Origin of the sequence: Streptomyces griseoloalbus (genome assembly GCA_014650015.1) — a bacterium.
Taxonomy (GTDB): domain Bacteria; phylum Actinomycetota; class Actinomycetes; order Streptomycetales; family Streptomycetaceae; genus Streptomyces; species Streptomyces griseoloalbus.
Genome location: BMUD01000005.1, coordinates 180,982 through 200,220 on the forward strand (window position 1 = coordinate 180,982; position 19,239 = coordinate 200,220).

Annotated in this window: 20 protein-coding genes; 12 read left to right on the top strand and 8 right to left on the bottom strand. The window is 71.9% G+C overall.

The features are described 5' to 3' along the window. Positions 1 to 14 precede the first annotated feature (14 nt). Together IE178_RS09780 and IE178_RS09785 are read left to right on the top strand one after the other, a co-directional pair. Positions 15 to 377 (top strand): DivIVA domain-containing protein, encoded by a 363-nt coding sequence (locus IE178_RS09780; protein ID WP_193511972.1) that lies wholly within the window; start codon positions 15 to 17, stop codon positions 375 to 377. After that, positions 374 to 1,012, top strand: coding sequence for a DNA-3-methyladenine glycosylase I (locus IE178_RS09785; RefSeq protein WP_184766489.1), 639 nt, complete (start codon positions 374 to 376; stop codon positions 1,010 to 1,012). The genes IE178_RS09780 and IE178_RS09785 overlap by 4 nt, the downstream gene beginning before the upstream one ends. Before the next feature lie 43 nt (positions 1,013 to 1,055). Here IE178_RS09785 and chcB read toward each other — a convergent pair whose 3' ends face one another. Further along, on the bottom strand, positions 1,056 to 1,859 hold the full coding sequence (chcB, locus tag IE178_RS09790; protein ID WP_184766490.1) for a 2-cyclohexenylcarbonyl CoA isomerase: 804 nt from the start codon (positions 1,857 to 1,859) through the stop codon (positions 1,056 to 1,058). Between the two features lie 379 nt (positions 1,860 to 2,238). On the opposite strand from chcB, the gene IE178_RS09795 reads away from it, so the two are divergent. Continuing rightward, positions 2,239 to 2,406, top strand: a complete 168-nt coding sequence (locus tag IE178_RS09795; RefSeq protein ID WP_003966491.1) for a DUF3117 domain-containing protein — start codon at positions 2,239 to 2,241, stop codon at positions 2,404 to 2,406. 91 nt (positions 2,407 to 2,497) lie between these two features. Here IE178_RS09795 and IE178_RS09800 read toward each other — a convergent pair whose 3' ends face one another. Further along, the gene (locus IE178_RS09800) at positions 2,498 to 3,196 is read right to left on the bottom strand and encodes an O-methyltransferase (protein WP_184766498.1); all 699 of its coding nucleotides are present in this window, start codon (positions 3,194 to 3,196) and stop codon (positions 2,498 to 2,500) included. Positions 3,197 to 3,472: 276 nt separating this feature from the next. Here IE178_RS09800 and sigE point away from each other — a divergent pair, with 276 nt between their 5' ends. The 5 genes from sigE to IE178_RS09825 all read left to right on the top strand — a co-directional run bounded on the left by sigE (position 3,473) and on the right by IE178_RS09825 (position 8,870). Continuing rightward, positions 3,473 to 4,132 carry an RNA polymerase sigma factor SigE gene (sigE, locus tag IE178_RS09805; protein ID WP_193511973.1) on the top strand — a complete coding sequence of 220 codons (660 nt, stop codon included), beginning with the start codon at positions 3,473 to 3,475 and terminating at the stop codon, positions 4,130 to 4,132. After that, positions 4,129 to 5,094 carry an anti-sigma factor family protein gene (locus tag IE178_RS09810; protein WP_193511974.1) on the top strand — a complete coding sequence of 322 codons (966 nt, stop codon included), beginning with the start codon at positions 4,129 to 4,131 and terminating at the stop codon, positions 5,092 to 5,094. The genes sigE and IE178_RS09810 overlap by 4 nt, the downstream gene beginning before the upstream one ends. A gap of 157 nt (positions 5,095 to 5,251) precedes the next feature. Then, positions 5,252 to 7,219: a trypsin-like peptidase domain-containing protein gene (locus tag IE178_RS09815; RefSeq protein WP_193511975.1), complete on the top strand. Its 1,968-nt coding sequence runs from the start codon at positions 5,252 to 5,254 to the stop codon at positions 7,217 to 7,219. 281 nt (positions 7,220 to 7,500) lie between these two features. Continuing rightward, a complete protein-coding gene (locus tag IE178_RS09820; RefSeq protein WP_193511976.1) occupies positions 7,501 to 7,947 on the top strand; it encodes a sec-independent translocase in 447 nt (148 codons plus the stop codon). A 248-nt stretch (positions 7,948 to 8,195) separates the two neighbouring features. Then, entirely contained in the window at positions 8,196 to 8,870 is a 675-nt protein-coding gene (locus IE178_RS09825; RefSeq protein WP_184766495.1) for a hypothetical protein, read from the top strand. 66 nt (positions 8,871 to 8,936) lie between these two features. Here IE178_RS09825 and IE178_RS09830 read toward each other — a convergent pair whose 3' ends face one another. Genes IE178_RS09830 through IE178_RS09840 form a run of 3 tightly spaced genes read right to left on the bottom strand, consistent with a single transcriptional unit; the run spans position 8,937 to position 11,995 of the window. Beyond that, positions 8,937 to 10,070 (bottom strand): Mrp/NBP35 family ATP-binding protein, encoded by a 1,134-nt coding sequence (locus tag IE178_RS09830; protein WP_184764721.1) that lies wholly within the window; start codon positions 10,068 to 10,070, stop codon positions 8,937 to 8,939. A gap of 43 nt (positions 10,071 to 10,113) precedes the next feature. Next, entirely contained in the window at positions 10,114 to 10,722 is a 609-nt protein-coding gene (locus IE178_RS09835; RefSeq protein ID WP_193511977.1) for a DUF1003 domain-containing protein, read from the bottom strand. Continuing rightward, a complete protein-coding gene (locus IE178_RS09840) occupies positions 10,712 to 11,995 on the bottom strand; it encodes a magnesium transporter MgtE N-terminal domain-containing protein (protein WP_184764719.1) in 1,284 nt (427 codons plus the stop codon). The genes IE178_RS09835 and IE178_RS09840 overlap by 11 nt, the downstream gene beginning before the upstream one ends. 215 nt (positions 11,996 to 12,210) lie before the next feature. Between IE178_RS09840 and IE178_RS09845 the strand changes: the two genes are divergently transcribed. Then, complete coding sequence (locus IE178_RS09845; protein ID WP_184764718.1) at positions 12,211 to 12,987, top strand: hypothetical protein; 777 nt, start codon at positions 12,211 to 12,213, stop codon at positions 12,985 to 12,987. A gap of 7 nt (positions 12,988 to 12,994) precedes the next feature. On the opposite strand, the gene IE178_RS09850 is transcribed toward IE178_RS09845, so the two are convergent. Together IE178_RS09850 and IE178_RS09855 are read right to left on the bottom strand one after the other, a co-directional pair. Continuing rightward, positions 12,995 to 13,510 (bottom strand): hypothetical protein, encoded by a 516-nt coding sequence (locus IE178_RS09850; protein ID WP_193511978.1) that lies wholly within the window; start codon positions 13,508 to 13,510, stop codon positions 12,995 to 12,997. 164 nt (positions 13,511 to 13,674) lie between these two features. After that, complete coding sequence (locus IE178_RS09855) at positions 13,675 to 14,793, bottom strand: magnesium and cobalt transport protein CorA (protein WP_193511979.1); 1,119 nt, start codon at positions 14,791 to 14,793, stop codon at positions 13,675 to 13,677. Between the two features lie 500 nt (positions 14,794 to 15,293). Here IE178_RS09855 and IE178_RS09860 point away from each other — a divergent pair, with 500 nt between their 5' ends. Continuing rightward, positions 15,294 to 15,878: a suppressor of fused domain protein gene (locus IE178_RS09860; protein WP_193511980.1), complete on the top strand. Its 585-nt coding sequence runs from the start codon at positions 15,294 to 15,296 to the stop codon at positions 15,876 to 15,878. Between the two features lie 64 nt (positions 15,879 to 15,942). Here the strand turns inward: IE178_RS09860 and IE178_RS09865 are convergent, their stop codons facing one another. Then, positions 15,943 to 17,205 carry an MFS transporter gene (locus IE178_RS09865; protein WP_193511981.1) on the bottom strand — a complete coding sequence of 421 codons (1,263 nt, stop codon included), beginning with the start codon at positions 17,203 to 17,205 and terminating at the stop codon, positions 15,943 to 15,945. A 169-nt stretch (positions 17,206 to 17,374) separates the two neighbouring features. Between IE178_RS09865 and IE178_RS09870 the strand changes: the two genes are divergently transcribed. Beyond that, positions 17,375 to 18,016: a DUF6758 family protein gene (locus tag IE178_RS09870; RefSeq protein WP_184764713.1), complete on the top strand. Its 642-nt coding sequence runs from the start codon at positions 17,375 to 17,377 to the stop codon at positions 18,014 to 18,016. A 227-nt stretch (positions 18,017 to 18,243) separates the two neighbouring features. After that, a complete protein-coding gene (locus tag IE178_RS09875) occupies positions 18,244 to 19,101 on the top strand; it encodes a PHP domain-containing protein (protein ID WP_184764712.1) in 858 nt (285 codons plus the stop codon). Positions 19,102 to 19,239 lie beyond the last annotated feature (138 nt).

Genomic DNA, 19,239 nt, shown 5'->3' on the forward strand with positions numbered 1-19,239 from the left:
TGGGGGCCCCGGCGATGGTTATGTTCTTGTTCCTGGTCGTCGCGCTCGCCGTCGTGGTCACCGCGGTGACGCTCCTCGTGGTGGGCGGTGGCGACAACGGCCCGCTGCCCGACGCGGCCCCCGAGCGTCTGTGGGACCCCCTGCCGCCGGACCGCCCGGTCAACCGCGGGGACGTCGACAGCCTGCGCTTCCCGCTCGCCGCCCGGGGCTACCGCATGGCGGACGTGGACGACGCCCTCGGACGCCTCGGCGCCGAGCTCGCCGAGCGCGACGCCCGGATCGCCGACCTGGAGTCCGCGCTGGCGGGCGCCCGTGCCGCCGCGGCCCACCTGTCCATGGACAAGCCCGCCCCGCGCCGCGAGGAGGAGCAGCCGTGAGCGACGGAGCGGCAGCCGCCCTCACCGGCCCGGACGGTCTCCCGCGCTGCCCCTGGGCCCTGTCCACCGCGGACTACGTGGCGTACCACGACGAGGAGTGGGGCCGCCCGGTCCACGGCGACGACGCCCTCTTCGAACGGCTCAGCCTGGAGGCGTTCCAGTCCGGCCTGTCCTGGATCACCATCCTGCGCCGCCGTCCCGGCTTCCGCGCCGCCTTCGCCGAGTTCAAGATCGCCGCGGTCGCGGAGTTCACCGACACCGACCGCGAGCGCCTGCTGGCCGATGCCGGCATCATCCGCAATCGCGCCAAGATCGACGCGACCCTCGCCAACGCGCGCGTGCTGGCCGGGTGGGCGCCCGGCGACCTGGACGCCCTCATCTGGTCCCACGCCCCCGACCCGGCCCGCCGCCCGGCGCCCCAGGCCCTCACCGACGTCCCCGCGGTCACCCCGGAGTCGACGGCCCTGTCCAAGGCCCTGAAGAAGCGGGGCCTGCGCTTCGTCGGCCCGACCACGGCCTACGCCTTGATGCAGGCCTGCGGGCTGGTGAACGACCACCTGGAAACGTGCGTGGCACGCAACAGCCCGAGCGGCCCGGACAGCCCGGACGGCCCGAGTGGCCCGTCCGGCGGCTGAGGGCCGGGCACGGGCCACCGGGTACGGATGCGGGGACCGCCGCTCAGCGGCCCAGATACCTCGGCTTCTCCTTGTTCACGAACGCCTGCACCGCGATCGCGTGGTCCTCGGAGGAGCCCGCCCGGGTCTGGAGCTCGTCCTCCTTCTCCAGGGCCTCCTCCAGCGAGTGGCTCAGCCCGTACGCCACGGACTCCTTCAGCGCCGCGTACGCCACCGTCGGCCCCCCGGCCAGGGCGCGGGCCACCTTCTCCGCCTCCGCGCGCAGCTCCGCCGCCGGGACCAGCCGGTTCGCGATGCCCAGCTCGTACGCCTCCTGCGCCGGGATGTTGCGCGGGAAGAGCAGCAGGTCGGTGGCGCGCCCGGGGCCGATCACGCGCGGCAGCGTCCAGGAGATCCCGGAGTCCGCGGTCAGCGCGACGCCGGCGAACGACGTGTTGAAGGCCGCCGTGTCCGCGACGATCCGGTAGTCCGCGGCCAGCGCGAAGCCGAATCCGGCGCCCGCCGCGACCCCGTTCACCGCCGCGACCACCGGCTTCGGGGCCCCGGCCAGGGCCTTCACGATCGGGTTGTAGTGCTCGCGCACCGTGCTCATGGTCTGCCCCGAACCGCTCGCCCGGTCGGCGGCCAGCAACCCGATGTGTTCCTTGAGGTCCTGCCCGACGCAGAACGCCCTGTCCCCGGCCGCCGTCAGCAGCACGGCCCGTACGGCGTCGTCGTCCGCGGCGGACCGGACCGCGTCCCGGAGGGCGACCTTCGCCGCGACGTTCAGCGCGTTCATCGCCTCGGGGCGGTTCAGCGTGATCGTCGCGAGTCCGTCGCTCACCTCGTAGAGCACGGTGTCGGCCATGGCGTATCCCTCCGTGTGGTGGCTCGGGACGTACCGGCGGGTACGTCCCCGTCTGCAGGACAGCATGACGGAGTCCACCCGCTACGGACCGCGGTCGGCGTGTGACCTGCGTCAAACGATTCCGGTGCGTTTCCGATCGGCGGACCTGTGTGCGGCGGCGCAGTATCGCAGCCACACCGCCGAATTGAGTGGTTTTGGTCGCGTGCGTTGCCCAAGCGATGCCGCCTGATGTTGGTCATCGGGTCCTGCGATGCGGGATAATGGCCTGGAAGCAATGTGTTCGATGCCGGTGGCGTGTGTCCTGCTTCGAGGACCGCAGGTGCCCTTCAGTGGGCCGTCGGCTAGACGGTTTAGCTGGGTTTCAGGAAGGGGAACGAGCATGGCGGCCATGAAGCCGCGGACGGGTGATGGCCCGCTCGAGGTGACCAAGGAGGGGCGGGGCATCGTCATGCGCGTTCCGCTCGAAGGCGGCGGTCGGCTCGTCGTCGAGCTGACCCCGGACGAGGCCGACGCACTCGGCGACGCCCTCAAGAAGGTCGTCGGCTGACGCGCGCACGCGACCATACCCTTTCAGTCGCCCCGGCACCGCACGCGGTGCCGGGGCGACTGTTTGGCCTCCTGCCCCGCCCACCCCCAGCTCACCGCTTCACGACGCAGAGGAGCCCGTCACCCACCGGCAGCAGCGAGGACACCAGGTCCGTGCTCTCCCGTACCGTCCGCACCAGCTCCCGCAGCCGCAGCACCTCCGTGGGCTGCGGTCCGGAGTCCACCGTGCGCCCGTTGGCGAAGACGCCCTCGAAAGCCACCAGGCCTCCCGGACGCAGCAGACGCAACGATTCCGCGAGGTAGTCCTGGTACTCCTGCCGGTCGCCGTCGCAGAAGACCAGGTCGTATCCGGCGTCCGCGAGGCGGGGCAGCACGTCCAGTGCGCGGCCCGGGATGAACCGGGCCCGATTGCCGGCGAAGCCGGCGTCACGGAAGGCCTGGCGGGCGGACTGCTGGTGCTCCGGCTCCTGATCGACCGTCGTCAGCACCCCGTCCGGCCGCATCCCGTGCAGCAGATGGATCCCGGAGACCCCGCAGCCGGTGCCGATCTCCGCGACCGCCTTGGCATCCACGCTGGCGGCGAGCAAGCGCAGGGCCGCGCCCGTGCCGGGCGCCACCGAGCGCAGCCCTGCGTCGCGAGCCCGGTCACGGGCCCAGTGCAGCGCTTCGTCCTCGGCGACATAGGCGTCGGCGAAGGCCCAGCTCGTCTGCCGGTTGGCGGTAATGACCCTCTCCTGTCCCCGTGGTGGCCTGGGCGTGACTGTATCCGTTGGCGTCGGGAACCCGCAGATGGGACCGGTCGTTGAAAGGGATGAGCAAATGGCGCGTGCCGTGACGGGGGGCGGGGAGTGGACGAGGGCGCCGGGCAGGTGCTGACGCGGGCGTACGAGCCGTGGCAGCGCAGATCAAATTCTCGTAAAACCGCTTATCCGGAGCTAACGGGCGAGGTGGCTATGGTAGGGGCTCCGCTGGACACCACCAGAGCCGATAGGGGAGGTGCGGCTGCGCCTGTGGATCGCGCAGGAGCGCTGCGGCGCCTCCTCGGATCGGCGGGCAGGCCGAAATCCGTGAACAACACCGCTGCTGACCACGACCGCGCCGGAGACCCGGCCCAGACCGCGACCTTCTCCACCGACGCGGACGGGCAGGCGTGGACTCCGCCCACGTGGGAGGAGATCGTCAGCATGCACAGCGGCCGGGTCTACCGGCTCGCCTACCGTCTCACCGGCAACCAGCACGACGCCGAGGACCTCACCCAGGAGGTCTTCGTCCGCGTCTTCCGCTCCCTGTCGACCTACACGCCGGGCACCTTCGAGGGCTGGCTGCACCGCATCACCACCAACCTGTTCCTGGACATGGTCCGCCGCAAGCAGCGCATCCGTTTCGACGCGCTCGGCGAGGACGCGGCCGAGCGGCTGGCCAGCAAGGAACCCAGCCCGCAGCAGGTCTTCAACGACGCCCACTTCGACGCGGACGTCCAGCAGGCCCTCGACACCCTCGCCCCCGAGTTCCGTGCAGCCGTCGTCCTGTGCGACATCGAAGGTCTGTCCTACGAGGAGATCGCGGCCACCCTGGGCGTCAAGCTCGGCACCGTCCGGTCCCGCATCCACCGCGGCCGTTCCCAGCTGCGCAAGGCCCTCGCGCACCGCTCGCCGCAGGCGCGCGCGGAGCGCCGCTCCTTCGTGCCGCGTGTTCCCGCACTGGGAGGAGGGGGCGCGAGCGCGTGAACGGTTCACTGCCGAAGTCTTCCGAGGGGCACCTCGCAGAGCAGCACCTGGGAGACCGACTCTCCGCCCTGGTGGACGGAGAGCTCGGTCATGACGCGCGTGAGCGCGTACTGGCGCACGTCGCCACCTGCGCCAAGTGCAAGGCGGAGGTGGACGCGCAGCGCCGCCTGAAGAACGTTTTCGCGGCGGCGGCCCCGCCGCCGCCCTCCGAGAGTTTCCTGGCCCGCCTCCAGGGCCTGCCGGCCGGGGGCGACCTCGGCGACGGCGGTTCACCGCTGGGCGGCGGAGGGCTGCCGGGCGGCATGTCCGGGCGGTTCGGCGCGGGCTCCGGGGTCTTCGGGGCCAGGCGGAGCGAGCGCTTCGAGTTCGCGTACGCGCCCATCCGCCGTCATGAGCCGGCGCTTCCGGCGTCCACGGCGGGCGGCCGCGGCTTCGGCGTCCATGACGTCAGCCGCCACGAGACCGACCGGCCGGCCTCGCGCGGACTGCGGTTCGCGTTCGTCGCCGCCGGGGCGGTCTCCCTGGCCGCGATCGCGCTCGGCGGGGTCACCGCGAGCACGCCCACCGACACGGAGGCGCGTGGCTCGGGCAAGGGCAGCAACGCGACACCGATGCGCACCCAGGGGGCCGGCCTGGCGGCGACGCCCGAGTCCCAGCGGCGACGTGGCGTCGGACCGCTGCTCGGTCAGCTGGAGGGCCAGAGCGCGCTGGGGAACACCCCGGCCGCCCCGACCGCGGTGTCCGCGCCGCTGCTGCCCGGGGTGCCGCCACCCACGGTGCGTCACCCCACACCGGGCACGCCGGTGACGGGGGGAGCGACGGCGGTGTCTCCGCTGATACGTCCGCTCGCCTCAGCCCCGCCGCTCACCCTGACCTCGTGGGCCGAGTCCGTCGGGCTGAAGGAACCCGGCCTCGTCACCGCCGGTGCGACGCCGGTTCCCACCTCCAGCACGGCCCGCTGACCCGTCCACTGCGCAGGGGCGCGCGAACCTGATTGAATCCAGGTGGCGCGCCCAGGCCCACACCGCCGGGCGCCGAGCCAGGCTCCGACGCACCGGCGGACGGAGCCACGGAGCCACGGAGCCGACGATCCGTGCCGTGTCCAGCTGTGGGGAGAGCATGAACGAGGGGAAGCCGGGCCCATCGGGGGAGGAACCGACCACGCGTCCGGAGGGGCCCGACGGGGACTTCGAACTGGCGCGTCCGGATCGGTCGGCCGCCGTGGCCGTGGACCACCACGAGGGCGACTACGAACTGGACCGCCCCCTGATGCCCGAGCGGGCCGCGAAGGCCCCTCAGGCCCCCGCACCTCCCGAGCCCCCCGCCACGCCCGCCACACCTGTCCCGCCCACGTCTCCGGCCGCCCCGGCCGCCGACGTCACCGGTGCCGCCCCCGACGTGGCGCACAGCCCTGCCGCTCCCGTGCCGGGCGCCTTCGCCGTCGAGGCCGGCGCACCGGACACGCCGGCCGCCCCCGTGCCCGGCACCTCCGCCGTCGGGGCGCCGGTGTCCGACGCTTCCGCCGGGCCGAGGCCGACGGTCCCCGGTCCCGCCGTTGGGACCGACGCCTCCGCGACGTCCGTCGGGGCCCCGGCCGCCCCGGCGCCGGGCGGCGCCCCTGCCGTCGGGGCCGGGCAGCCGAAGCCGTTGCACGACCCCGACCCCTACAGCACCCCGCCCTACGGCGAACCGGGCCCCTGGGCGCCCGCGCCGCCCGTGCAGCACCCGGCGGCGGCCACTCCGACGCACGGTGGGGCCACCGCGGCGCCTCCCGCGGCCTCGGACACGGCGGCGCCCCACGGCGCTCCCGCAGGACCGCCCGTCCCTGTCCCTGCCCCGGCGCCTGTCCCCGCCGTTCACCCGGACACCCCGGTCACCGACCCATGGGGCCGCTACGACCCCTGGGCGGCAGCCGCGGCCGCGCCGTTGCAGCGGGCCGAGCCCACCGTGATCGACGGGAAGCAGCGGCGCAGGCGGGCCAGGCGTGTGGTCATCGGTGCCGCGTTGCTGCTCGCGCTCGTCTCCGGAGGCATCGGCGGGATCGTCGGCGCGTATCTGGAGCGCAACGGCGGCGTCGGCTCCGTCGAACTGCCGCAGGCCGGCGAGGAGGCGTCCGGGAGGGACCCGGGCAGCGTCGCCGGAATCGCCGCGCGGGCGCTGCCCAGCGTCGTCACCCTGCACGCCAGCGGCGCCGGCGCGGCCGGCACCGGTACCGGTACCGGCTTCGTGCTCGACGAGCGCGGCCACATCCTCACCAACAACCACGTCGTGGAACCCGCCGGGGACGACGGCGAGATCACCGTCACCTTCAACAGCGGCGCCACCGCCGACGCCACCGTCGTCGGCCGGGACAGCGGCTACGACCTCGCCGTCGTGAAGGTGAAGGGCGTCCAGGGGCTCACCCCCCTGCCCCTCGGCAACTCCGACAACGTGCGGGTCGGCGACCCCGTCGTCGCCATCGGTGCCCCCTTCGACCTGGCCGGCACCGTCACCTCCGGCATCATCAGCGCCAGGGAGCGGCCCATCACCGCCGGCGGTGAGAAGGGCGACGGCAGTGACGTGTCGTACGTCGACGCGCTGCAGACCGACGCGCCGATCAACCCCGGCAACTCCGGTGGCCCGCTCCTCGACGCCGAGGCCCGGGTGATCGGCATCAATTCGGCCATTCGCTCCGCCGGCGGCGGCGCCGACCTCGACGGCGGTCAGGCCGGCTCCATAGGACTCGGCTTCGCCATCCCGATCAACCAGGGCAAGCGCGTCGCCGAGGAGCTGATCAACACCGGCAAGGCCACCCACCCGGTGATCGGCGTCACCCTCGACATGGACTACAGCGGCGACGGCGCCCGCGTCGCCGCCAAGGGCAGCGACGGCGGCCCGGCGGTCAGCACCGGCGGGCCCGGAGCCAGGGCCGGGATCAGGTCCGGCGACGTCATCACGCAGGTCGACGGCCGGCGGGTCCACTCCGGCGAGGAACTCATCGTCAAGACCCGCGCCCACCGCCCCGGCGACCGGCTGGAGCTCACCCTGGAGCGGGACGGGGAGGAGCGGGAGGTTTCGCTGGTGCTCGGTTCCTCGGACGGCGGCTGAGTACGGCGGGCTCAAGGACGGCGCCGCTCCGGCTCACGGACGGCGGCTCAAGGACGGCGACTGACGACGGAGACGGAAAACCGCGGCTGAGGACGGCGAGTGAGGCGTACGGCACGGCACGGGACGGCGAACTTCCGAAAAAACCGCACACGTAGACGCATCAGTGGCCCTCGGGACAGTACCGGTCGTAGGGGATGGCCGGGTACCGTGGACCCGGCCCGGACCACGGAAGACCACAGCCGCCGAGGGCCGAGGACCGAAGGCATCGCGAGGAGCTTCAGGTGTTCAATGACATAGGACCGCTCGAGCTGGTGACGCTGATCATCCTCGCCGTGCTCGTCTTCGGTCCGGACAAGCTCCCCAAGGTCATCCAGGACGTGACCCGCACGATCCGGAAGATCCGCGACTTCTCGGAGAGCGCCAAGCAGGACATCCGGCAGGAGCTCGGCCCGGAGTTCAAGGACTTCGAGTTCGAGGACCTCAACCCCAAGACGTTCATCCGCAAGCAGATGGACAACGACGACCTGGGGCTCAAGGAGATCCGTAACGGCTTCGACCTGAAGAAGGAGATGGCCGAGGTCACGGACGCGGTCCACGGCCGCGACACCGACTCCTCGTCGTCCCCGTCGCCCTCCTCCGGCTCCTCCGGTGGCCGGGTGGACATGATCAAGAAGCCCGAGAGCCCGGCGGCCGACACCCGTCCGCCCTTCGACGCGGATGCCACCTGAGCCGAGCGCGGACGGCGCCTGGAGCCGGGCGCACGGGGGCGTACGCCCCCGTGGACGTGACGCGTTTCATACTCCACCCGAGCTGCGCACGGCCTGATCCGGACCTCCGAGCGGCCCATGCGCCGGGCGGTTTCCCAGCCTGTGGCCGCAGGGTGGCTATGCTGCCCAGTTGTTGTGCGGAACGGACGAGTACGCCCGAAGGGGGGCGGGCCGCCCGGTCCGACGAGAGCGAGGAGGCGTCCGGGCACATGGAGACGACGAGTCGGGCAGTCGCGCAGGCGCCGGCCGCGGAGGACGGACAACACGTCCCCTCCGCCCGGCGTGCGGTCGACGGCTACCTGCGTGCGCCCTTCCCGTGGTACGGCCTCGACGAGGCCTTCACGGGACCGCGCTGGCTGATGCAGGTCGGACTGGCGGCCGACGGAGCCGTCGAGCACGGATCGGTCGGGCACGGCGACGAGCCCTCGGTGCGCAGCGAGTACGCGGCCGGGGCCGGCCAGGACGCCAAGGAGAAGTTCGCGGTCGTGGTGACCGTGGCCGCCAACCCGGTGCGCCGCAGCGCGGACGGCACCGGTCTGCTGGAGGCCACCTCGGTCTCCTCCGCCGCCTGGCTCGCCGGTGTGGGGCTGCTGTCCTTCACCTGGCCGGGCCAGATGGACCACTCGCTGCGCGACGACTGGCTGGAGCAGCAGACGGAGACGGCCTGGGTCCTCGCGGACGACCTGGAGGGGCCGGACTGGTCGACGCTGTCCCTGCCCGTGGACGGCGTGCCGACGCCGTTCCACTACCGGGAGTCCGAGTTCGGCTGGGTGCTCGCGGGCTCCACGCCGACGGGCGTGCACGTGGGGGCGTACGGCAGGGGCATGAGCGCGTACGGCCTCGGTTTCTCCGTGGTCGAGGACATCGCCGCGTACACGTCCTGAGCACGGACGCCGCGGTACGCGGAAGGGCGCCGTCCACCGGGACGGCGCCCTTCCGCATGACGTGCCTCAGAACTTGTTGCGCGGGGTGATTCCCAGGGACAGCCCCGCGAGGCCCCGCTGCCGGCCGCCCAGTTTCCCGGCGATCGAGCGGAGCGCCGAGCCGGCCGGGGAGTCCGGGTCGGTCAGGACCACGGGCTTGCCCTCGTCGCCGCCCTCGCGGAGCCGGACGTCGATGGGGATGGAGCCGAGCACCGGAACGTTCGTCCCGGTGGTCCGGGTCAGGCCGTCGGCGACCCTCTGGCCGCCGCCCGTGCCGAAGACGTCGACCATCTCGCCGCAGTGCGGGCAGGGCAGCCCGGACATGTTCTCCACCACGCCGACGATCTTCTGGTGCGTCTGCACGGCGATGGAGCCCGCCCGCTCGGCCACCTCGGCCGCCGCCTGCTGGGGCGTGGTGACGACCAGGATCTCGGCGTTCGGGACCAGCTGGGCCACGGAGATCGCGATGTCGCCGGTGCCGGGCGGCAGGTCCAGCAGCAGCACGTCGAGGTCGCCCCAGTAGACGTCCGCGAGGAACTGCTGGAGTGCGCGGTGCAGCATCGGCCCGCGCCACACCACCGGCGCGTTGCCCGGGGTGAACATGCCGATGGAGATGACCTTCACGCCGTTCGCCGACGGCGGCATGATCATGTTCTCGACCTGGGTCGGACGACCGTCGGCGCCCAGCATGCGCGGCACCGAGTGGCCGTAGATGTCGGCGTCCACGACACCGACCTTCAGACCGTCGGCCGCCATCGCCGCCGCCAGGTTCACCGTCACCGAGGACTTGCCGACGCCGCCCTTGCCGGAGGCGACCGCGTACACCCGGGTCAGGCTGCCCGGCTTGGCGAAGGGCACCTCGCGCTCGGTCTGGCCGCCGCGCAGGGCGCTCGCCAGCTCCTTGCGCTGCTCGTCGCTCATGACGTCCAGCGTGACGTCGACACGGGTGACGCCCTCGATGCGGGAGACCGCGTCCGTCACGCGCTGCGTGATGGTGTCCCGCATGGGGCAGCCGGAGACCGTCAGGTACACGGTGACCGCGACCGCCCCGTCCGCGCCGATCTCCACCGATTTGACCATGCCGAGCTCGGTGATGGGCCGGTTGATCTCGGGGTCGTTCACCGTCGCCAGTGCCTCGCGCACCGCGTCTTCCGTAGCCATAGGGACGATGGTACGGCGCCGGACGCACCCGCCGGTAAGTCCGTCAGTGGTCTTCTGCGTCACGTCCCGGCGGCCGATCCGCCCGCATCGCCGGGAATGGGCCGTGATGATCTCTGTGGCCGTTCTGCCGCCCCTCCAGCTCCTTGATCATGTCCTGGAGCTCCGAGCGGATCCAGTCCCGCGTCGCGACCTCCCCGAGCCCGATGCGCAGGGCGGCGATCTCCCGGGTCAGATACTCGGTGTCCGCGATCGACCGCTCGTTCTGCTTGCGGTCCTGCTCCAGATTGACCCGGTCGCGGTCGTCCTGCCTGTTCTGCGCGAGCAGGATCAGCGGGGCCGCGTAGGAGGCCTGGAGGGAGAGCATCAGGGTCAGGAAGATGAACGGGTACTCGTCGAAGCGCAGCTCGCGTGGCGCGGACACGTTCCACAGCACCCACACGATGATGGCGACCGTCATCCAGACGATGAACCGCCCGGTGCCCAGGAAACGCGCGATGCGCTCCGACAGCCGCCCGAACGCCTCCGGGTCCCACTCGGGCAGGATCCGCCGCCGGGGAGGCCGCGGCTGGTCCAGACGGGGCGCCCGCGGCCGTCCGGACGCCGTGGCGCCGGCGGGCAGGCGCTCGCGCACCCCTTCGCGCTCAGGAGCCATCGGTCACCACCCCCTCGTCGAGGTGGAACTCGGTCTCCCGCCAGTCCTCGGGAAGCATGTGGTCCAGCACGTCGTCCACCGTCACCGCGCCCAGCAGCGAGCCCGCCTCGTCGACCACGGGCGCCGCCACCATGTCGTACGCGGCGAAGAACCCGGCGACCACGGGCAGTGCCGCGTCCGGCTCCAGGGGCTGCAGATCGGCGTCCAGGATCGAGCCGACCAGGGTGTACGGGGGATCGCGCAGCAGGCGCTGGAAGTGGACCGTGCCCAGATACTTGCCGGTGGGGGTCTCCTCGGGCGGGCGGCAGACGTAGATCTGCGCGGCGTGCGCCGGGGACAGGTCGGGCTCACGGATGCGGGCGAGGGCGTCCGCGACGGTCGCGTCGGGCCGCAGCACGATCGGCTCGGTCGTCATCAGACCGCCCGCCGTGTGCTCCTCGTACGACATCAGGCGCCGCATGTCGGCCGCGTCGCCGGGCTGCATCAGGCTCAGCAGCCGCTCCTTGTCGGCCTCGGGCAGCTCACCGAGCAGGTCCGCCGCGTCGTCGGGGTCCATGGCCTCCAGGACGTCGGCGGCACGCTCCTCCTTCAGCTTGCCGAGGATCTCGATCTGGTCGTCCTCGGGCAGCTCCTCGAGCACGTCGGCGAGCCGGTCGTCGTCGAGGGCCGCCGCCACCTCCGCGCGCCGCTTGGGGGAGAGATGGTGCAGGACGTTGGCGAGGTCGGCGGGGCGCAGCTGCTCGAAGGTGGCGAGCAGGTTCTCGGCGCCCTGCCCGTGCTCCTCCAGGGAGAAGCCGGTGACGGCGGACCACTCGACGGTCAGCGTCTCGCCCTTGCTGCGCCGGAACGCGCCGCCCTTCTTCCCCTTGCGCACGAAGACGCGGTCGATCTCCCACTCGCGGCGGGCCGGCAGCTGATGCACCGACAGGTCGAGGACGGTGACCTCCTCGCGGCTCTCCACGAGCGTCACCCGCCGGTCCAGGAGCTCGCCGAAGACGAGCCGCTCGGTGGGCCGCTGCTCGAAGCGCCGGACGTTGAGCACTCCGGTCGTGATGACCTGGCCGGACTGCACGGCGGTCACCCGGTTCATGGGCAGGAAGATACGGCGGCGGGTGGAGAGTTCCACGACCAGTCCGAGCAGTCTGGGCGGACGCCTGCCGACCCGCAGGACGACGACCAGATCACGCACGCGCCCCACCTGGTCGCCGGCCGGGTCGAAGACCGCGACACCGGAGACGTGCGAGACGAAGAACCGGGGGGCGCCCGCTGCCATGGCGGCGGCTCCTTTGCGTGCGGGAGGTTTCGTTGCCGTGTACTGCCTGCTGCGTCTGTATTCCGGATTGCCCGCTCGGATGGGCTTCAGGCTAGCCCGTCCCGTTCGGCCGTGCGCTCGCGGCCCGTCCGGACGGACTGGCTCCGCCCGGCGTACCCGACCCCGGTACCCTGCGGTACGCCGTTCAGGTCCCCCGTCAGAGAGGCAGCCCACCTGTGATTCCGATCTCCCAGGGCCGTTCCCGCAGGGCCACGCTGGCCGGCGCCGTGTGCGCGCTGCTCGTGACCGGGACGGCGCTCACGGGATGCTCCGAGGATCCGAACGAGGGAACGAACGGGGTCGGCAGACTGCCCGCCGACCAGATCCGGGGCAGAGCACAGAAGGCCGCCGAGTCGGTCGGCACGGTACGGCTGCACGGAACCGTGGTCACCAGCGGACGCACGTACACGCTGGACATGCGGCTGAAGGAGAAGGGCGGCATCGGCTCGGTCACCACCAAGGGGGAGACGTTCCGCCTCCTGAGGATCGACGACGAGCTCTATCTGAAGGCCGGTGCCGAGTTCTGGGGGCAGGCAGGCGGCGAGGACGGCGGGGAGAACGGTGGTGAGGGCGGCGGCGGTGCGGACGCGGCGGCGGCCGGCAAGCTCGCCGAGAAGTATGTGAAGGTGCCGCAGGGCGATCCGTCGTACAAGAAGTTCATCGGCTTCACGGACAAGAACGTCCTCCTCGGCGGTCTGCTGACCCTGCACGGCAAGCTGGCCACGGACGGCCATCACCAGCAGGCGGGCGTGCGCACCATCCGCGTCACCGGCGACAAGGGCTCCGGCGGCACCCTGGACGTCTCGCTCGAGGGCACGCCGTACCCGGTGCGCCTGGTGCGGGCCGGCGAAGCGGGCACCCTCACGTTCTCGGCCTGGGGCACCGACTTCCCCCTGGAGAAGCCGGCCCAGGACGAGACGCTGGACTACGGCCAGCAGCTCCCGTCCTCGTAGGGTCCGGTCAGCCGCGCCGGCGCTTCCGCTTCAGCAGCAGCCGGGGCAGTCCCGCGGGGGCCGGCTGCCGGGTGGTCACCGGTGTCGGCAGGGGGGCCGCGGCCAGCGAGCCGTCGGGCAGCGGTGCGGTCGCCCCCGTCGGCTCCAGCCGCAGCACCCGGCACTCGCGGGCCCAGCGCCCGGTCATCGCCTCGCCGTCGGGCGCGTTGAGCCGCTTGCCCTTGAGCTCCGCGACCGCCGTCGTCCACTCCTCGGAGTCCGGTGGCAGCTCCACGACCGTCGCGGTCCAGGAGACGAGCCGGCCGCCCTTGTCCTTGCTGCGGACCGTCACCTCGGCCGGCCCGCCGTCCGCGAGCCCCGGCAGCGGCTGCTCCCCGGGTCCGTCGCCGATCACGCACGCGGCACCCTCGTGCCACACATGCCACAGCGCACGGGCCGGGACACCGGGTCCCTTGACCCAGATGAGGCCGGACTTCTTCGTGGCCTCCTCGATGAGGGCCCTGTCGAGCAGCTCGCTTGTCATGCGACCAGCCTATCCAGGGGCTCCAAGGGCGCTGAGGGCTCCAAGGACTGTCCAGGGCTTCACGGGCTCAACGACGTCCCCGGGTACCGGCCGGGCTCCCCGGGCACGGAGTGCTCCCGGGCTCGGCTCCGAGTGCCGCCGGGCTCCGGATGCTTCACGGCCGTTCAGAGCCAGCCGTTGCGCTTCAGCGTGCGGTGGATGCCCAGACAGAGGGCCACCGTGACTCCCAGGACCAGCGGATAGCCGTACTTCCACCGCAGCTCCGGCATGTGGTCGAAGTTCATCCCGTACACCCCGCACACCATCGTCGGCACGGCGATGATCGCGGCCCACGAGGTGATCTTCCGCATGTCCTCGTTCTGTGCCACGGACGCCTGCGCGAGGTTGGCCTGGAGGATGGAGTTCAGCAGTTCGTCGAAGCCGATGACCTGCTCCTGCACCCGGGCCAGGTGGTCGGCCACGTCCCGGAAGTACTTCTGGATGTCCGGGTCGACCAGCCGCATCGGCCGCTCGCTCAGCAGCTGCATCGGCCGCAGCAGCGGCGACACGGCCCGCTTGAACTCCAGCACCTCGCGCTTGAGTTGGTAGATCCGCCCGGCGTCGGTGCCGCGCGGGGTGCCCTTGCGGCCCGGCGAGAACACCTCCGTCTCGACCTCGTCGATGTCGTCCTGCACCGCGTCGGCGACCGCGATGTAGCCGTCCACCACATGGTCGGCGATGGCGTGCAGCACGGCCGAGGGCCCCTTGGCGAGCAGTTCGGGGTCGTCCTGGAGGCGGTGCCGGAGGGCGCGCAGGGAACCCTGCCCGCCGTGCCGGACGGTGATGAAGAAGTCCCGGCCGGTGAAGCACATCACCTCGCCGGTCTCGACGACCTCGCTGGTGGAGCTGAGCCGGTCGTGGTCGAGGTAGTGGACGGTCTTGAAGACCGTGAACAGCGAGTCGTCGTAGCGCTCCAGCTTGGGCCGCTGATGCGCCTGGACGGCGTCCTCCACGGCCAGCGGGTGCAGCCCGAACTCCGCGGCGATCCCGGCGAATTCGGCCTCGTTCGGCTCGTGCAGGCCGATCCACACGAAGCCGCCGTCACGGCGCACGAGGCGCATCGCCTCCTGGGGGCCGAGCGGGGCCTCGGTCACCAGGCGCCGGCCGTCCCGGTAGACGGCGCAGTCGACGACGGCCGTGGTCGTCGACGGGTCGCGGGTGGTGTCGTACGGGCCGCTCTCCTTGCGCAGGGAGACGCGGGAGGCGGGACGGACTGCGGCGCGCAGGTCGCGGATCATCGACATGGCGGGCTCCTTCGCAGACGGGCAACGAAAGGCGCCGGAACGACGGGTGGAGCAACCCGGAATGGGGACGTCCTCAACTGCGGATGTTTGGCACGTCCACAAAGCGGGGAGCACCGCACCGTCGCGGTGGCGAGCTTCGTCGCTGATACAGCTACGGGGGCAGATCAGGCAGAACGAAACGAAGTGCTCTTCCGATGAAGACGCGAAGGCGAGAGGCGGCAGCCAGGAAAGGAAGCGGCTACATCAACGGGCGGAAGAGCGGGTGGTACTGCACGGTCGACTTCGGTCCATGCCAGCCCCACCTCCTCCGGCCGGTCCCTCGTGAGGGACGATCCACGATCCCCGTGGGGGATCCCCCTTGAGCGGGGAGTGTCACATCGGCGTCCGGGACTCGAACGGACGCTTCTGCGTGCTGTCCCGAACCGCCGTCCAAGCGTATCAGCCGACTGACATGTCAAGGCTCTGCTTTGCCCGGTACTGACGAGTTCTATGCTCGCCGCATGGCTGATGTTCTTCCTCTGGTCGAGGCCCGGCTGCGTACGGCACTGGGCGAACCGGACGCGCGCGCGGCGGTCACCTTCCTGGGCACGGACCGCATCGAGGTGCTGCGCTTCCACGAGGGCGACATCGTGCGCTACGCGACTCTCGGCATGGCGGCCCAGCCCATGACCGACCCCACCGCGGTGGTCGCCGACCCGGTCAAGGGTCCGCGTGTCGAGCTGGTGCTGTCCGTGAGGGACGGCCTCGCCGACACCGACAAGGTGCTCCGCCCGCTCGCCGTACTGGCCGCGTCGCCGCAGGTCGAGGGTGTCGTCGTGGCCCCCGGCGCCTCGCTGGACGTCGGCGAGCCGCTGTGGCCCGGCGCCCCGTTCACCTCGGTGCTGGTCGCCGAGCCGGGCGGCCTGGTGGAGGACCTGGAGCTCGACGCGCCCCTGGATCCCGTCCGGTTCCTGCCGCTGCTGCCGATGACCCCGAACGAGGCCGCCTGGAAGCGGGTGCACGGCGCACAGGCCCTTCAGGAGCGCTGGCTGACCCAGGGCACGGACCTCAGGGATCCGTCCCGGAAGTCCGTGCCGCTGGAGTGAGCGGTGGAGCCGGCCGCGAGCGAGCCCTCAGTGAGCAAGCTCACCAACACCGAACAGTTTCCGGTCAGTTGGCGAAGACGGTGTCCCCGTCCTCGGCGGCGTGGTGCGGCCGGAGCTCCTCGGCCATGAGGGTCCCTCCTGGTCGAGCGGAGTCGGGAGCCTGGGGGAGTGCGAGGGCCCTGCGCCGCACGACGACCACGAGCGCGCCCAGGACGGCCGTGACCGCGGCGACCACGAACGGGACGTGGACATCGGTCCACTCCTCGATCTTCGGCGCGAAGTAGGGCGCGGCGGCTGCCGCGAACCAGCGCACGAAGTTGTACCCCGCGCTCGCCACCGGCCGCGGCGCGTCCGACACCCCGAGGGCCAGTTCGGTGTACACCGTGTTGTTCACGCCGATGAAGGCACCGGAGGCGACGGTGCAGACGACGGCAGTGGTGTGGTCGCCGTAGCCGAGGACGAGCACGTCCGCCGCGAGCAGCACCAGCGACCCGCCCAGCACCCGCAGTGAGCCGAACCGCTTCTGCAGGCGCGGCGCCACGATCACCGAGAAGACGGCGAGCAGCACGCCCCAGGCGAAGAACACCGCACCCGACCGGTACGGGGACATGTCCAGCACGAACGGCGTGAAGGCCAGCACGGTGAAGAACGTGTAGTTGTAGAAGAACGCCGAGACCGCCGCCGAGGCCAGTCCGCCATGGCCGAGCGCCCTGAGCGGGTCGAGCGGCGATGTCTTCCGGGCCGGCTTGGGCTGCTCCTTCAGGAACACCGAGATGCACAGGAAGCCGACCGCCATCAGGAAGGCCGTGCCGAAGAACGGGTAGCGCCAGCTCGCGTCGCCGAGCAGCGCGCCCAGCAGGGGCCCGCAGGCCATGCCGAGTCCGAGGGCGGACTCGTACAGCAGGATGGCCGCCGCGCTGCCCCCGGCCGCCGCGCCGACGATGACCGCGAGGGCCGTGGAGACGAACAGCGCGTTGCCCAGACCCCAGCCCGCCCGGAAGCCGGCCAGCTCGCCGACCGATCCCGAGGTGCCGGAGAGCGCGGCGAAGACCACGACGAGCGCGAGGCCGAGCAGCAGGGTCTTCCGGCCGCCGATGCGGCTGGAGACGAATCCGGTCACCAGCATCGCGAGCGCGGTGATGAGGAAGTACGAGGTGAAGAGCAGGGAGACCTGTCCGGCGGTGGCGTCCAGGCCTTGGGCGATGGAGGGCAGGATCGGATCGACGAGGCCGATCCCCATGAAGGCGACGACGGACGCTCCGGCCGTCGCCCACACGGACTTCGGCTGCCTGAGTATGCCGCCCGATCCCGTGTCGAAGGGGTCCATGGGTGCTCCAATCCCGGGCGTGACTGCATGGAAAGGTAGATGGTGTGTGCACACATTAGATTAGCCATGCTAATTAATGCAAGTTACATCTAGTTTCCTCGTGACCGGTTCCGCCCGGACGGGTGATCGTCCTTGACGTGGCGCGGTGAGGGTAGGACCGTGGGGCTCTATGAGGGGCGAACCCAGTTGCCCGAAGTGTGGTGGCCGGGTCAGGGCTCCCGGCCTCTTCTCGGATGCGTGGCAGTGTGATGTGCACGGCACCGTGCACCCGGTCCAGCCCGTGATACCGCCGAGTGTCGAGGCTCTCGAAGTCGTCGTGCACCGCACGAAGGTGCCGGTGTGGATGCCGTGGCCGCTACCGGTCGGCTGGCTGTTCACGGGCGTGGCCAGTGCGGGCGACGACCGCAGCGGGGGCCGGGCGACCGCCGTCGCGTGCACCGGGCCCGGTCCGCTGGGCGGAATGGGTGAGCTGATCCTGGTCGCCGAGGAGCTCGGCGTCGGTCTCGGCGCGCGGTACGCGGGTATCGACGGCCCGGACCCGGGGCCGTACATGAACGTGGAGAAACCGGCCCAGGCCAAGGTGCTGGCCGCCGGCCGCCCGACGCCGCTCTGGCATGTCGCCAAGGCGCCGGACGACCGCGCCGTGTTCGCGGGTGAGGCGCTCGGGATGTGGCTGTGGGCGGTGGTGTGGCCGGAGCAGTCCGGGCTGCTGATGTACGACGAGCTGGTGCTCACCGACCTGCGGGACGCCGGGGCGGAGGTGGAACTGGTGCCCTGCGGGGCGCTGTCACCGCGCCTGCTGGAGGCTTAGGCGCACCCGGCGCACCCGGCGCATACGCCGCATCGGCGTCACATCGACGCTCCACCGCGACGCCCCACCGCGACGCCCCACCGCGACGTCGCTTGGGGCGTCGCATGGGGGTCTCCAGGGGGATCGGTAGGGGGCGCGCGGCCGGTTCGGGTGTGACAAGGGGCCTTCGAAAATCCGGTTATCCTGAAGCGTCCCCTCCGCCCGTCACCCGCTTGGAGTACCGCGTCGTGCGCATCGATCTGCACACCCACTCCACCGCGTCCGACGGTACGGACACGCCGGCCGAACTGGTCCGCAAGGCCGCCGCCTCAGGTCTCGACGTCATCGCGCTGACCGACCACGACACCACCCGTGGTCACGCCGAGGCGCTCGCCGTGCTGCCGGCGGGACTCACCCTGGTCACCGGCGCCGAACTCTCCTGCCGGCTCGACGGCATCAGCATGCACATGCTGGCCTACCTCTTCGACCCGGAGGAACCCGCGCTGCTCGCCGAGCGTGAACTGGTCCGCGACGACCGGGTGCCGCGGGCCCAGGGCATGATCGCCAAGCTGAACGCGCTGGGCGTGCCGGTCACCTGGGAGCAGGTGGCGCGGATCGCCGGCGACGGTTCGGTGGGGCGCCCGCACGTGGCCACCGCGCTCGTCGAACTGGGCGTCGTGCCCACCGTGAGTGACGCCTTCACCCAGGAGTGGCTGGCCGACGGTGGCCGGGCGTACATGGAGAAGCACGAGACCGACCCCTACGAAACCCTGCGGTTGATCAAGAACGCGGGCGGGGTCGCCGTCTTCGCGCACCCCGCCGCGAGCAAGCGGGGCCGGACCGTGCCGGAGTCCGCGATCGCCGAGCTGGCCGAGGCGGGTCTCGACGGCATCGAGGTCGACCACATGGACCACGACCCCGAGACGCGGGCGCGGCTGCGGGGCCTCGCGAAGGAGCTGGGTCTCCTGGTGACCGGGTCGAGCGACTACCACGGCAGCCGGAAGACCTGTGTGCTCGGCGAGTTCATGACGGACCCCGAGGTCTACGGCGAGATCACGCGGCGCGCGACCGGGGCGTTCCCGGTGCCGGGGACCGGCGGAGTCTGAGACCGCCTCCTCCCGCCCGTCCTTCGTCCGTCCCGGTACGCCCCTCGTACCTCCCTCGTGCGTTCCTCGCCCTTCACCGGTGCGCCCCGGCGTGCGCTGGCGTTGTGCCTCCTCCGTCCCTCTCCTCGTTCTTCAGCA

Bases quoted from the DNA above. Each gene is read 5' to 3' on its own strand.
- IE178_RS09780 (WP_193511972.1), top strand. From the start codon at position 15: ATGGTTATGTTCTTGTTCCTGGTCGTCGCGCTCGCCGTCGTGGTCACC.
- chcB (WP_184766490.1), bottom strand. From the start codon at position 1,859: ATGGCCGACACCGTGCTCTACGAGGTGAGCGACGGACTCGCGACGATC.
- IE178_RS09795 (WP_003966491.1), top strand. From the start codon at position 2,239: ATGGCGGCCATGAAGCCGCGGACGGGTGATGGCCCGCTCGAGGTGACC.
- IE178_RS09815 (WP_193511975.1), top strand. From the start codon at position 5,252: ATGAACGAGGGGAAGCCGGGCCCATCGGGGGAGGAACCGACCACGCGT.
- IE178_RS09825 (WP_184766495.1), top strand. From the start codon at position 8,196: ATGGAGACGACGAGTCGGGCAGTCGCGCAGGCGCCGGCCGCGGAGGAC.
- IE178_RS09830 (WP_184764721.1), bottom strand. From the start codon at position 10,070: ATGGCTACGGAAGACGCGGTGCGCGAGGCACTGGCGACGGTGAACGAC.
- IE178_RS09835 (WP_193511977.1), bottom strand. From the start codon at position 10,722: ATGGCTCCTGAGCGCGAAGGGGTGCGCGAGCGCCTGCCCGCCGGCGCC.
- IE178_RS09840 (WP_184764719.1), bottom strand. From the start codon at position 11,995: ATGGCAGCGGGCGCCCCCCGGTTCTTCGTCTCGCACGTCTCCGGTGTC.
- IE178_RS09850 (WP_193511978.1), bottom strand. From the start codon at position 13,510: ATGACAAGCGAGCTGCTCGACAGGGCCCTCATCGAGGAGGCCACGAAG.
- IE178_RS09855 (WP_193511979.1), bottom strand. From the start codon at position 14,793: ATGTCGATGATCCGCGACCTGCGCGCCGCAGTCCGTCCCGCCTCCCGC.
- IE178_RS09860 (WP_193511980.1), top strand. From the start codon at position 15,294: ATGGCTGATGTTCTTCCTCTGGTCGAGGCCCGGCTGCGTACGGCACTG.
- IE178_RS09865 (WP_193511981.1), bottom strand. From the start codon at position 17,205: ATGGACCCCTTCGACACGGGATCGGGCGGCATACTCAGGCAGCCGAAG.
- IE178_RS09870 (WP_184764713.1), top strand. From the start codon at position 17,375: ATGAGGGGCGAACCCAGTTGCCCGAAGTGTGGTGGCCGGGTCAGGGCT.